This is a genomic window from Segatella oris, from assembly GCF_900637655.1.
Taxonomy (GTDB): domain Bacteria; phylum Bacteroidota; class Bacteroidia; order Bacteroidales; family Bacteroidaceae; genus Prevotella; species Prevotella oris.
The window spans coordinates 2,233,498-2,246,919 of sequence record NZ_LR134384.1; the positions used below are offsets into that span (position 1 = coordinate 2,233,498).

The following is a 13,422-nucleotide window of genomic DNA, read 5'->3' on the forward strand; positions in this document are numbered from 1 at the left end:
CATGCAGGCCTGCCACCAACAGCTAAACCATCTGCAAAGTGATTTGGTTGTCTCTCACCATCCTGCGGAGATTGAGGATAGCATAGCGCATGCGACCGAGACTTGTGTTGATACTTACATTGGTCATTTCAGCGATTTCCTTGAATGAAAGCTGCTGATAGAACCGCATATATACGACTTCACGCTGTGTTTCCGGCAGGAAATTCATCAGTTTTCTGACATCTTCCAGCACCTGTGTGTTGACATATTCACTTTCTATGTCAAGCGAAACGAAGTCTTTGGAACCGATGTTCGAAAGGTCGTTATCAGAGGATGTATCAACAATCTTCTGCACTTTCACCCCCCGATAATGGTCCATGATGACGTTATGAGCAATGCGCATGACCCAAGCTCCAAACTTTCCACTCGGTGAATACTTACCTTGTTGCAGCTTGGTAATGACTTTTACGAACGTCTCTTGAAAGAGATCATCAGCGATTTCGCGGTTATGAACGACAAATAGGATATAGGAAAACAACTTGGACTGATGGCGTAATAACAGTTCATCAAACGCCCGATTATCGCCATTGACATAGTCTACGGCCAACTTCTCATCAGTCATTACATTCAGATTCTTCATTCCTTAAAACTTTAATTCTGAGTAAAATTGTTCCTATAGGCGTCGTATTTATGATGTTTCAAAATTATTTTATCCTCATGTAGACCACGCAAATACAAACTGAGAAAAGTCAACTTTTCTCATCGTTCAATGTGGCTTACACGCTGCAAAGATAGATGAAATTTCATTTACTGCCAAATATTTCGAACAAAAAAAGAGGTTGGAGCAGGAAGCTTCCAACCTCGAGGGCGATTTAGAAAAGCTCTAAATCATCAAAAAATATGTGACAAATATAACCCTTATGAATGAGAAAAGCAAATTTTTCATAAGGAAAAATCATTTTTTTAACATCTTAAGTGCATCCCAAAAGACAGAACATCCATCACACAATGAGTTTATGCCCAACACATCAAGCCACAAAATACGCCTTAACCAGCTTATAATCAATATATTATCTCCATAATAAACCTTTCTGTCTCTCACTTTCCCGAACGATAGAAAAATACATTTCAGCCCATGACTCCTTTCAACTGATAATGCCAGACAATCCCCTTCAAAAGAGAGAAAAAAACATAATAAAACATTAAAACAAAGCCATAAAGGAACAAAATGTTTATTCCGACAAAACAAAATGCAATATTTTTTTAGGTATATTATTGCAATCTATAAAATTATTTATTAATTTTGTCAGTGCAAATTATACTAATCTAATAAAACAAAAAAAGTATGCTTATCCAATTGAAACCAATTCGCATTGCGTTTATTGGAGTCCTATTGCTATTTGTAGGAAATCTATCTGCGCAGACAATCAAGGGAAACGTGAGCGACAAGTCCGGCGAACCTGTTATCGGAGCGACGGTGATGGAGACTGGAAGTCAGGGAAATGGCGTTATCACTGACCTTGATGGAAACTTTGTTCTCAATATGAAAGGGAACATGAAGAAGATTACCGTGTCTTATGTGGGCATGAAAACTCAGACACTTGGTGTTGCAGGAAAGAACACTGTCAACGTCGTTCTCGAAGACGAAGCAACAAGTTTGAACGATGTTGTCGTTATCGGCTATGGCTCAGTAAAGCGCAAAGACATCACCGGTTCGGTGTCGACAGTCAGTAATGAGGCCCTTGCAGCCGTACCGGTTGCCTCTGCTTCCGAGGCTTTGACCGGCAAGTTAGCCGGTGTTCAGGTAACAACATCAGAGGGATCTCCTGATGCAACGGTGAAAATTCGCGTGCGCGGAGGTGGCTCTATCACGCAAAGTAACGACCCACTGTTTATTGTTGACGGCTTCCCTGTTGATGACATCAGCAACATTCCGGCTACGGATATCGAAGATATTACCGTGCTGAAAGATGCTTCTTCAACTGCAATTTATGGTAGCCGAGGTGCAAATGGTGTTATTCTTGTCACGACCAAAAACGGTAAATCAGGTAAAGTCAACGTGAGTTATAACACGTATTACAGCTGGAAGAAACTTGCCAAGAAGATGAATGTGCTCTCTCCTGCTGACTATGCAAAATGGCAATATGAGCTTGCCTTGCTCAAGAACGACAACAATCCAAACAAAATCAACTCCTATACAGACTATTTTGGAAACTACAGAGACATTGACCTATATAATAATGTGAAAGGAAATGACTGGCAAGACATGACCTATGGTCGTATCGGTCATACCTATAACCACAATCTCAGCGTTACAGGTGGCAATGAAAACATAAAGTATTCATTCAGTTATGCACACATTAACGACAAGGCAATCATGGTAGGTTCGAGCTTTAAGCGTGATAACTTCAGTCTGAAGCTCAATACAAAACCTTCTAAAACAACGACTTTTGACCTGCAAGCCCGCTTTAGTGACACTGATATTCGTGGTGGCGGTGCAAATGATTCACAGGGGAAATTCGATACTGACAAGCGCTTGAAAGATGCCGTTATCTATCCTGTTATCCCATTGCGAGGCCTTGATGAGGCCAACACTTCATTCGATGACAGCGACATGAACATCTATGATCCGCTCACTTCTGCAGCTGATAACGATAGGAAAAAACAGAATAAGAACCTGAATATGGCTGGTTCTTTCGGTTGGGAGATTATCAAGCATCTCACATTAAAGACCGAATTCGGCTATGATTATTATACATTGTACGACAAACGCTTCTTTGGTTTGACCTCTTATCAGGCTCGCAACTATGCTGATCAGGCTTTTGCCAATCATCCATTAATCAGTCTTGACAATGATGTTCGCGAAAGGTTCCGCAACACCAACACGATTAACTATGACTTCAAAAGCCTTTTCAAAACGAAAGACCACAGTCTTAACATGTTGCTTGGACATGAATATATCATCACAAAAGAACATGAAAATATCAATCAGGTTGTAGGATTTCCGAAGACTTATGACGCTGCTACAGCATGGCGTTTGTCTTCACAAGGAACAGCATCTGCAACAAGTGACTTCTATTATCCTGACGACAAGCTGCTCTCTTTCTTTACCCGTGCCAACTATAGCTATAAAGATAAGTATCTGGCCAGTGCCACATTCCGCGCTGACGCCTCCTCAAAGTTCTCGAAAGGAAACCGTTGGGGCTACTTCCCCTCAGCTGCTTTAGCATGGCGAATCACAAGTGAGAAGTTCATGAACGGTACGAGAAAGTGGCTCGATGACCTTAAATTGCGTTTCAGTTTGGGTACAGCGGGCAACAATAATATCGCTTCGGGACAGCTCATTCAGGAATATATGCCCTATGAAGCTACCGCTCCACAACGTACTTGGGTGAATGGTTTCACCAACCCATTGAGACCATCCAACTACATGGCTAACCCTGATTTGAAATGGGAGACCACAATCACTCGCAACATCGGATTGGACTGGACACTGTTCAATGGCAAGCTGAATGGAAGCTTTGAGTTCTATAAAAACACCACAAAAGACTTGCTGATAGCTTTCCCTGTGTCAGGAACCGGCTACGAATACCAGTATAGAAACCTTGGAAAGACTCAGAATGTAGGCTTTGAAACAACGTTCACCTGGCACGTCATCAATAAGAAGAACTGGGGTATTGACTTAAGTGGAAACATCAATTTCAACAAGAATAAGATTAAACAACTCGGCATTAACGACTTCTATCAAGAGACACGTTGGGCGTCAAGTGAAATTGATCCCGAGTACATTGTAGCTGTTGGAGGTCATGTCGGAGAGATTATTGGCTATCAGAATGCAGGTAGATATGAGGTTTCCGACTTCAAAGGATATGATGCTTCGACTGAAAAATGGATATTGAAAGACGGTGTTGACGATGCAAGTGCTATCGTTGGCAAACTTCGTCCGGGTTCTTTGAAGCTGAAAGACTTAGACGGTGACCATAAAATTACCCCTAACGACAAGACCAAGATCGGTGATGTGACTCCAACTTGCTTTGGCGGTTTCAACATCAACGTACGCGCCTACAACTTCGATTTGGGTGCACAGTTCAACTATTCTATCGGCAATCAAGAATACAATGCCAACAAGATTGAATACACAACGACTGGAAAATACATCTACCGCAACATGATTGACGTCATGGCTGAGGGCAAACGATGGACTAATCTCGACCCAGAAACAGGTTTGTTGTGCAATGATCCCGTGCGTTTGGCAAAGCTCAATGAGAACACAACCATGTGGTCTCCCTACATGAGTAAGATGGTGTTGACCGACTGGGCCATTGAAGATGCATCGTTCCTGCGCCTCAACACACTCACCTTGGGTTACACCTTGCCAAACCACTTGACTCGCCGTGTCGGTATAAACAGCCTCCGTCTATATTGCACAGGCTACAATCTGTTCACGATTACAGGCTATTCCGGCTTCGATCCAGAGTCTGATACGGTCAAGAAGAACGCCCTCACGCCTAATGTTGACTATTCAGCATACCCCAAGAGTCGTTCATTTGTCATCGGTATGAATCTTAATTTCTAAACGAATTCTTATGAAAAAATATATCAACTATACATTATTGTCGGCCCTCATTGCTGGCATGACACTGACTTCTTGTGATATAGATGCGCCCACGCAATCGTCACTTGACGAGTCAACTACCTTTTCAACATACTCTCTGGCAGAGGCCGAAATCATGTCGGTAAACGTTTCTTTCGGTGAAACCAATTCCTATCGTGGTCGCTTTCTGCCCTATTATGGTTTGAACAGTGATGTGGAAGTAGGCAGTGGAACCTATCCTTCAAAGACCAATGCTACCAACGAGAAGCAGGCTTTATGGAACTATGACACGCCGGCAAACAACCCACAAATGAATACCGACAATAACGCTTATGCCAAGTTCTACGAAGGAATTGAGCGTGCAAACCTTGCTATTGTCGGCATCAGAAAATATGGAAACATAGAGAAGAACCCTGATATGGCGCAACTCTTAGGCGAAGCTTTGACCCTAAGAGCAGTTATCTATACAGACTTAACGAAGGCTTGGGGCGATGTTCCGGCACGTTTTACGCCCAACAACAACGATAACATCTACCTGCCACGCACCAACCGTGACTCTATCTACAAGGTTCTTTTAAATGATTTGAAAGAGGCCGAAAGCTATTGCTACTGGCCAAATCAAAGTTCAATTACCAAGACGACAGAGCGCGTCAGCAAGAGTTTTGTAAAGGCTTTGCGTGCCCGTATAGCGCTTTATGCAGGTGGCTATGGACTGCGTGGTGACGGTTTCAGACTTTCAAAAGACCCGGAACTTGCTCCCGAAAAGATGTATGAAATTGCACGACAGGAATGTGAAGACATCATCAATGCCAAGAAAAACGAACTTGGTTCATTCAAAGAGAACTTCACAAAACTCTGTCAAGACAACGTAACGGCAGGCGGAGAGAGTCTTTGGGAGATACCTTTCTCCTCGGGACGAGGCCGTGTTCTCTACACTTTGGGCGTCAAACACAATACCAAAGACCAATATACAGGCCAGGCACAAGGTGGCGTAAACGGGCCTACTCCTACCCTTTACTACGACTATGACACTGAAGACGTGCGCCGAGACATCACTTGCGTACCCTACGAATGGAGCAAAGAGCTTGACAGTAAGGGGAACGCAGCCGTGCAGTTGAGGGCTATCAACAAATGGTGTTTCGGCAAGTTGCGCTATGAATGGATGAGCCGTATTGTCACATCTACCAATGACGATGGCGTCAACTGGCAATACATGCGCCTTGCCGACGTCTATCTGATGGCAGCAGAAGCCGAGAACGCACTTGGTAATACCGCGAAGGCATGGACCTATATGGAGCCAATCTTGACGCGTGCCTTGCCTGCAGCTAAGGTTGCTGCCCTCAAAACAAAGTACACTGCAAGTAAAGAAGCCTTCTTTGAAGGCATCGTGGAGCAGCGTGCTTTGGAGTTTGCAGGAGAGTCATTGCGCAAGGCTGACCTCATCAGATGGGGTATCATCGACAGCAAGATGGCTGAAGAAGTAGGAAAACTCAATGCCCTTGCCAACCGCACCGGACGTTATGCAGGCCTGCCCGACAAGGTATATATCAATGCCACTACCGATGCCAAGAACATCAAAATCTATGGACTCAACAAGGGAGAAGACGACAACACCAAGATACAGGAACTGAAAAATGCCGGTTGGACATCGAAGAACTGGTTCACAGACAACAAGACCGGGCTCAACATCCTTACTGAAGACTACATTCAGGGCCTTTATGTTGTCAAGCCAAGTACCCACTGTCTGTGGCCTATCTGGGAGACATTCATCAACAAGAGCAATGGAGTGCTCAACAATAATGGTATCTACGGACAATTGTCTGACTAATAAAACGCAATAAAATGAAAACAAATCATATTATCACCACATGTTTGTTGGGCCTTTCCTTAGGCCTGACATCCTGTGACAGTCCTATGGAGGAAATCAAGGATATCATTTTCGACAGAGTTTTCTCTCCTATCGGACTCGAAGCAAAAAACATCGGAGAAAGTAATGCAACGCTGAATTGGACAGCCTCATCAGGCGTGAAAAGCTATCAGGTTGAAGTCTATGCTGACGACAGTCTCACGTTTACAGGCAGCCCCATACTCACAATAAAGGTAAACAATCCGACGCTCGAACTGAAGAACCTTGTGTATGATACGAAATATTCTGCACGCGTAATGGCGCTCGACACCGCTGATGTTTCGCGCAATTCCAAATGGAGCGAGGTTTATTTCCGCACCAATGCGCAGCAGCTTCTTACAGCCTTTTCGCTCGAAGACATTGGCGACAAGGACATCGTTGCACATTGGCCTGCAGGCGAAGATGCTGACAATATCATCGTCTTCAAAAAGACCACGGGAGAGAAAGTCACAGCATACGCGCTGACAGAAAATGATAAAACCAACGGCCGTGCACATGTCACAGGACTGCAACCTGAAACAGAATACACGCTCAAACTGTATCGCAACGGCAAGGAACGCGGTTCAAAGAGCTTTAAAACTATCGTTGATCTCTCGGGCGCAACTATCGTTCGCTCTTCTGACAACTTCAGTGAAATGCTGGAAAATGCCACAGCCCATCAGATTTTTGCACTCTACAACGGCACCTACAAGATTAGTGCAGGAGCAGGAGAAGACGGTGCCGGCGCTGCGGTTATCAACAAAGACATCACTATCAAGGGCATCTATCCAACCTCAAAGCCCAAAATACAGGGGCGTTTTCAAATGGAAGACGGTGCCGGACTGACGCTGACTAACGTGATTGTTGACGGAACAAAGAACGCCACCAACGACCAATTCTTCAACTATAAGACAGCAACAACCTACAAAGCACTCGACATTAACAACTGCGAATTCTATGGCGCTGTGAGCGGAGGAACGGTCATGAAGGGTTTCTACTATGTCAACGTAGCTGCTACAATCGAGGCTGTCAACATTCGAAATTCATATATTCACGACATCACCTGCGATGGAGGAGATATGTTCGACTGTCGAAAAGGCTACATCAAGACCTTGAATATCAACAACAACATCATCTACAACTGTGCCAAGGAGCGCGACTTCGTGCGCTATGATGATGCTGCAAAGAGTTTCAACAATCCCGTTCCGGAGATTAATATCACCAATAACACGATTGATAACTGCATGAATGGTGCGAACGGCAAACGCATTCTCTACGTGAGATTTAACGGTAAGAAAGCAGGCCAGCACATCAAAATGGCCAACAACCTCATCACAAACACGCAGGCAGTGTACACCAATCAGGCCACGACTTCCACGCCCGAGTATAGCAACAACTACTATTTCAACTGCACGAATGCCAATATCTTTGCGCCAAGCGACAGTGGAAACAGTCTCTACTGGAATGGAGATACGAGTGGCAGGAACGGCAGTGACCCGAAGTATAAAGCCCCTTCAAAAGGCGATTTCACTATCGGCAACGAGGAAGTAAGTAAGCTGAAAGTAGGTGCTACACGCTGATTTATTTCATAACGATATACATGTCAATCCGAAAAGGTGGCTCATTGAAGAGTCACCTTTTTTCATATCAACAAACCAAAGATTGCAAAGCAGATTTCAACACACGGCAAACAAGCTTCTAACTTGCGTCAGATGAGCGCATGATTTGACGCAGATTACAGTGTATTTTGACGCAAAACACACGCTCATCTGACGCAAATCAGAAAGCAACTCTTATCCGATTGATTTCCAACTTCTTACAGCATAGAATTTCAGTATGCAGGACTCACCTTATAAAACTGTATAGGTCATACGGCTATCCCAAAGAAACCGTCAGCAAAAATCAAACTGAATAATGCGGAGGTTATCTGCACAGACAGGCCGATTAACTTTGAAAAACGCCATGAAGACATTGGACTAAGGCCCAATAAAGACGTCAGCACATAGATAACAGATATTGGTGTCCGACAATATAAAAAAGGGATAAGCCTTTCAGCCTATCCCTTTTTCGTATCATGATAATAGAGGAAGCGATTTACTACTTATCTTCTTTCGCCTCTTCTGCCTTTTTTCCACTCTTCTGAACAGGCTTTTTCGCAACAGAAGTCTTCTTGACAGCAGGTTTCTTTGCCGTTGTCTTAGCCTTGCTCTCCTTCTTATTGGCATTCTCAATCTTTTCGATTTTAGCTAACAGACGAACGATTTCCTTATCCTTCATGGCTAATTCATCGCCTTGATTCTTGATGGTTGTCAGCAGACTTTCAAGCTCATCATTGTCGATTTCCGTAGGATAAAGGTTGTTTACACGGGTGATGAAGTCGCCCAGAATATTCATATAGTTGGTGAAAGCATCGAAAGGACTGCTGTAAATACCACGGTCAACGCCCACGTGTGAAGGCTTCGTAGTCATGAACCTGAAGTTGTTGCTGGCCTGAAGATAGTCCCAATCCTGATTAATCCGTGCATCGTTGGCTATACGAACACGGTCGGCAACGCTATAAAGCTTATTGAAAGCCTCGCGCTGCATAGGATTTCCAAGCCACGTACTGACGTCGCGTTCCTCATCTACCCAACTCAAAGTATCGGGCACATTCAAGCGGTCAACGGGCTTAAACTTATCGCATATCTCGGTCGGAGTAGAGAAAGTGATGTCCTTTTTCTTTGCACAGGCCGGTAAAGCCTTGATAAATTCAAGGATATTACTTGATAGTGGCTGTGCAATTCCCAATGCAGAGAGTTCCATAAAGATATTAATGACCTTCTCTTGCTCGGGGAATGAAGCAATTTCGTCAATATAGTTGTCTGCAAAGAGCGGATAACCAGACCAACTGCTGTTGTTGAAACGCAGTGAAATATCATCGCTCAAACGGATGTCGCGCAGTAATAATTTCAGGTTAGGAGCCAATGCACAACTATAAACATAATGCGGAGACTTCCAGCCTAAGACATGCTTTGCCCCTTCTGTGAGCATTCCTTTGAAGCCCATCTGAGCCACTTGAAGGCCGATGTCATCGCTATAGATGAGTGAAGAGTTGCGGAGTACCTTCGGAGATTGACCGAAATATTCCTTTATCTTGGCACACTGGCGCTTCACTTCGGCTGCAAAACACTCCTCATTGACAAGTGATGAAAGGCCGTGTGAATAGGGTTCAGCCAAGAACTCCACACATCCTGTTTCATTAAGTTCCTGCAATTTCTCAAGCACTTGGGGTGCATGCACCTCCAATTGCTCCATACCGACACCACTAAGTGAAAAGGCAACCTTGAAATAATCGCCGTTATCCTTGATCATTTCAAGCAGAGTGTTGAGTGCCGGCATGTAAGAACGTTCGGCAATATCCGTGATACTGTTCTCGTTCTCATAGTCATCATAATAGTAATGATCAGTTCCGATATCGAAGAAACGATAGCGTCTCAGATGAATAATATGATGTATTTCGAAATATAGGCAAATTGTTTTCATATTCTTTTTCTTTGATGATTATTTGGTCAAATGTTTATTATCAAGGATTATTTCCAACCAAGTGTACGCTCGTAAAGTTCGCGGATCCATACTCCTACCTTATCCCACGTAATCTGGTCAACCTCTTTTTTACCCTCAACAGAGAGATAATCGAAGAGACTTTCATTACGGCAGATGCTGTAGATAGCGTCGGCAAGTGCATGAATATCCCAATAATCCACCTTTATGCAATTGGTCAATATCTCGGCACAACCACTCTGTTTAGAGATTATCGAAGGCGTGCCGCACTGCATGGCCTCAAGTGGCGAAATGCCGAAAGGCTCACTCACCGAAGGCATCACATAGACATCGGAGTCCTTCAGGCATTCATATACCTCCTTTCCACGCATGAAACCGGGGAAATGGAAACGGTCGGCAATGCCACGTTCAGCCGCAAGATATATCATCTGATCCATCATATCACCCGATCCTGCCATGCAGAAACGAACATTACGTGTGCGGTGTAATACCATGTTGGCAGCCTCGACAAAATACTCCGGGCCTTTCTGCATCGTCAGACGACCAAGGAAGGTTACGACTTTCTCTTTGCCCTTATGGTCCGGGCGAGGGATATCTTGCCATTCTTTCTGTAACGGATAGACAGCATTATGCACCGTAAAGACCTTGCGAGGATCTTGATGATACTGATTGATAACTGTCTGACGAGTGAGTTCACTGACGCACATAATGCAGTCAGCATAATCCATTCCGTTCTTCTCTATACCGTAAACCGTAGGATTTACCTTGCCTCGACTGCGGTCGAAATCAGTGGCATGCACATGAATGCACAATGGTTTTCCACTCACTTGCTTGGCATGTATGCCCGCAGGATAAGTCAACCAATCATGTGCATGGATAATATCGAAATCGAGAGTTCGAGCTACAACGCCTGCAATTACAGAATAGTTGTTAATCTCCTCATGCAGATTTGAAGGATAACCACCGGCAAACTCCATGCAACCGAGGTCGTTCACATGCATGTAATTGAAATCCCCATAGATGTGATCACGCAGTTGATAATAGAGTTCGGGAGACATAATATTTCCCACTCTGCCTTTCACATAGTCATAATTCACATCACGCCAAGCTATTGGCACACAGTTCATGGCAAGGATATTTGCAGCCGTACGGTCTTCATCTCCAAAGGGTTTAGGCAGGCAAAGCGTAATATCCATATCACCTTGTGCATGCAATCCCTCTGTAATTCCATAGTTGGCTGTAGCCAAACCACCATAAACATGAGGAGGATACTCCCATCCAAACATCAAAACTTTCATTTCTTTCCCTCCTCTGAATTAAAGTTATAACGTTCCAAAAGTTCGAGTGTACGTAGTATTTCCGCTACATTCATGGCGAAAGAGATTGCTCCGCGCCCATTGAACGGTGGATTTCCATCAAAGAGTTCGGGGATTGTTCCAATGCAATGCTGGAACATCTGATCTTCATAACCTACCATCTGACGTTCAACAAAGCTTTGCCGTGTACGCTTATAAAGCTTCAGACAGGCCTCCATGTAAAAGCCTCCGAGCCATGGCCAAGCCGTTCCTTGGTGGTAAGCATAGTCGCGCTGAGCCTGTGGACCGGTATACATTGGATTGTAACCTCCGCTTTTTGGAGAGAGCGAACGCAAGCCTTTCGGCGTCAGAAGCTCACGTGTACAGACATCAAGTACGCTCTTCTTCTGCGCTTGAGTCAGTGGAGAATAGTCAAGAGCCACGGCAAAAATCATGTTAGGACGCACGCTCCAGTCTTGTGGTCCGCCATTGACATAATCAAACAGATAGCCGTATTCGTTGAAGAACACCTTGCTAAACGACTCTTCACACTTCGCTGCAAGCTGTTCGAGATGAGCTGCATAAGTCTTATTACCGGCTGATAAAGCCATCGAAGAACAGAACTTCAAAGCGTTATACCACAGCGCATTAAACTCTACAATATATCCCGTACGGGCAATAATAGGCTTTCCGTTAGCACAGGAATTCATCCAAGTGACAGCCTTTCCCCGTCCGTCGGTATAGAGAAGTCCATTCTCTTTCACTTCCAAATTAGGGTGCTGGCCAGTTTCTATGAACTGAAGAATGGTCTTTGTCAGCTTTCTATAGCGCTTCAAGCACGCCTCAAGACCAACATCCTTGGCATATTGCTGCAGACACCAAATAACCCAAAGCAATACATCGGGTTGTTCTATTTCTGCAATTTTCACAGTCAGTGGCTTACCTTCCATGAATTCCATGAGTCCCCGTTCAGCCGTTTTGAGGACGAGTTCAAAGTATTCCCGCTCTTCAATGGATAACGTCAAGCCAGGCAAGGCTATGAACATGTCGCGCGCACGGCATTTGAACCATGGATAACCGGCAAGGATATAACGGTCGTCATTCTTCTCATGAATATGGAATTGATGGGCTGCATTGACCAAACAATGAAAGAAGTTGTCGCGTGGGGTGCGTTCTTCTGCTTCTTTTTCAAACAGTTTTTTCAATGTTGAAGACTTGATTTCTGACGTTGATGCAGCGAAAACAATACTCTCCCCTTTCTTGATATTCATTTCAAAATAGCCGGGAACATAGAGGTCTTCGTTTGAAGCATAGCCGCGTTCCTGCTCTTTCGGATATTCAATTCCACGATACCAATCTGGCTGGAAGATAAATTCATTACGCTTGCTCAACTGCATATAAAGCTCGGGATAACTCGAATACATGCATGTTTTAATTCCATTGTCTACCAATTGATAGTCACGATTGGCAATAGAATTCTCATGAGTAAACTCTCTCACGCTACGAAAAGCCAAGAAAGGACGCAGCCGTAATGTCGTAGCAGAATGCGCATCAACGAGCGTATAGCGGATAAGAATGCGGTCTTCATAGTGCTGAAACACTACTTCCCGCTTCAGAACAACGCCTCCAACACGGTAGACGGTTGTCGGAACCTTGATACAATCAAACTCACGGATATACTTATGACCGTTGGGACTGTAGTTATTACCTTGGTATTTGTGCAGACCAAGGTTGAATTCTGCACCATGCTGAACAACTGTAACATCCAAAGAAGACAGCAAAACATGGTTTTCATCGTCAAGTTCCGGTACGGGAACCACCAACAAACCATGATACTTCCGGGTGTTACAATCTACAATTGTAGAACAAGAGTAGGCACCGGAACGATTCGTTCGAAGCAACTCGCGTTGCAACGACTCTTCTAAATTCGTCATTAATGCCTTTTCAAATTTTAGATAGCTCATAGTTATGTACTAAGGTTTATAATTATTCTATGTGTTTTGGTAAGTGGTAAGACTCAATGTCTTTACTTGTCTTCAAAGTTAATTAAATTCATCAAGAACACCAATAAAATAATAGTCTTTTTTAAAGGAAAATGTTTCTGTTTCTGCAAATAGCATATTTTTGTC

General features: G+C 44.0%; 7 protein-coding genes. 3 read left to right on the top strand and 4 right to left on the bottom strand.

Going from position 1 to position 13,422, the window contains the following annotated elements; translation table 11 throughout:
• Positions 1-22: 22 nt before the first annotated feature.
• On the bottom strand, positions 23-619 hold the full coding sequence (locus EL210_RS09300) for an RNA polymerase sigma factor (RefSeq protein WP_018919277.1): 597 nt from the start codon (positions 617-619) through the stop codon (positions 23-25).
• Positions 620-1,324: 705 nt separating this feature from the next.
• Here EL210_RS09300 and EL210_RS09305 point away from each other — a divergent pair.
• The 3 genes from EL210_RS09305 to EL210_RS09315 all read left to right on the top strand — a co-directional run bounded on the left by EL210_RS09305 (position 1,325) and on the right by EL210_RS09315 (position 8,038).
• Positions 1,325-4,555 carry a SusC/RagA family TonB-linked outer membrane protein gene (locus EL210_RS09305; RefSeq protein WP_026285862.1) on the top strand — a complete coding sequence of 1,077 codons (3,231 nt, stop codon included), beginning with the start codon at positions 1,325-1,327 and terminating at the stop codon, positions 4,553-4,555.
• Between the two features lie 10 nt (positions 4,556-4,565).
• Positions 4,566-6,401: a RagB/SusD family nutrient uptake outer membrane protein gene (locus tag EL210_RS09310; RefSeq protein ID WP_018919279.1), complete on the top strand. Its 1,836-nt coding sequence runs from the start codon at positions 4,566-4,568 to the stop codon at positions 6,399-6,401.
• Positions 6,402-6,487: 86 nt separating this feature from the next.
• The gene (locus tag EL210_RS09315; RefSeq protein WP_018919280.1) at positions 6,488-8,038 is read left to right on the top strand and encodes a DUF4957 domain-containing protein; all 1,551 of its coding nucleotides are present in this window, start codon (positions 6,488-6,490) and stop codon (positions 8,036-8,038) included.
• Positions 8,039-8,555: 517 nt separating this feature from the next.
• On the opposite strand, the gene EL210_RS09320 is transcribed toward EL210_RS09315, so the two are convergent.
• From EL210_RS09320 to EL210_RS09330, 3 genes are read right to left on the bottom strand one after another with little or no spacing between them, the layout of a single operon-like run.
• On the bottom strand, positions 8,556-9,980 hold the full coding sequence (locus EL210_RS09320) for a glycoside hydrolase family 57 protein (protein WP_018919281.1): 1,425 nt from the start codon (positions 9,978-9,980) through the stop codon (positions 8,556-8,558).
• A gap of 47 nt (positions 9,981-10,027) precedes the next feature.
• Positions 10,028-11,296 (bottom strand): glycosyltransferase family 4 protein, encoded by a 1,269-nt coding sequence (locus tag EL210_RS09325; protein WP_018919282.1) that lies wholly within the window; start codon positions 11,294-11,296, stop codon positions 10,028-10,030.
• Positions 11,293-13,257 (bottom strand): glycogen debranching enzyme N-terminal domain-containing protein, encoded by a 1,965-nt coding sequence (locus EL210_RS09330; RefSeq protein WP_025879470.1) that lies wholly within the window; start codon positions 13,255-13,257, stop codon positions 11,293-11,295. The genes EL210_RS09325 and EL210_RS09330 overlap by 4 nt, the downstream gene beginning before the upstream one ends.
• Between the last annotated feature and the right edge of the window lie 165 nt (positions 13,258-13,422).

Excerpts from the sequence above, each read along its gene's own strand:
- EL210_RS09320 (WP_018919281.1), bottom strand. The coding sequence starts at position 9,980 with ATGAAAACAATTTGCCTATATTTCGAAATACATCATATTATTCATCTG.
- EL210_RS09310 (WP_018919279.1), top strand. The coding sequence starts at position 4,566 with ATGAAAAAATATATCAACTATACATTATTGTCGGCCCTCATTGCTGGC.
- EL210_RS09315 (WP_018919280.1), top strand. The coding sequence starts at position 6,488 with ATGGAGGAAATCAAGGATATCATTTTCGACAGAGTTTTCTCTCCTATC.
- EL210_RS09305 (WP_026285862.1), top strand. The coding sequence starts at position 1,325 with ATGCTTATCCAATTGAAACCAATTCGCATTGCGTTTATTGGAGTCCTA.
- EL210_RS09330 (WP_025879470.1), bottom strand. The coding sequence starts at position 13,257 with ATGAGCTATCTAAAATTTGAAAAGGCATTAATGACGAATTTAGAAGAG.
- EL210_RS09325 (WP_018919282.1), bottom strand. The coding sequence starts at position 11,296 with ATGAAAGTTTTGATGTTTGGATGGGAGTATCCTCCTCATGTTTATGGT.
- EL210_RS09300 (WP_018919277.1), bottom strand. The coding sequence starts at position 619 with ATGAAGAATCTGAATGTAATGACTGATGAGAAGTTGGCCGTAGACTAT.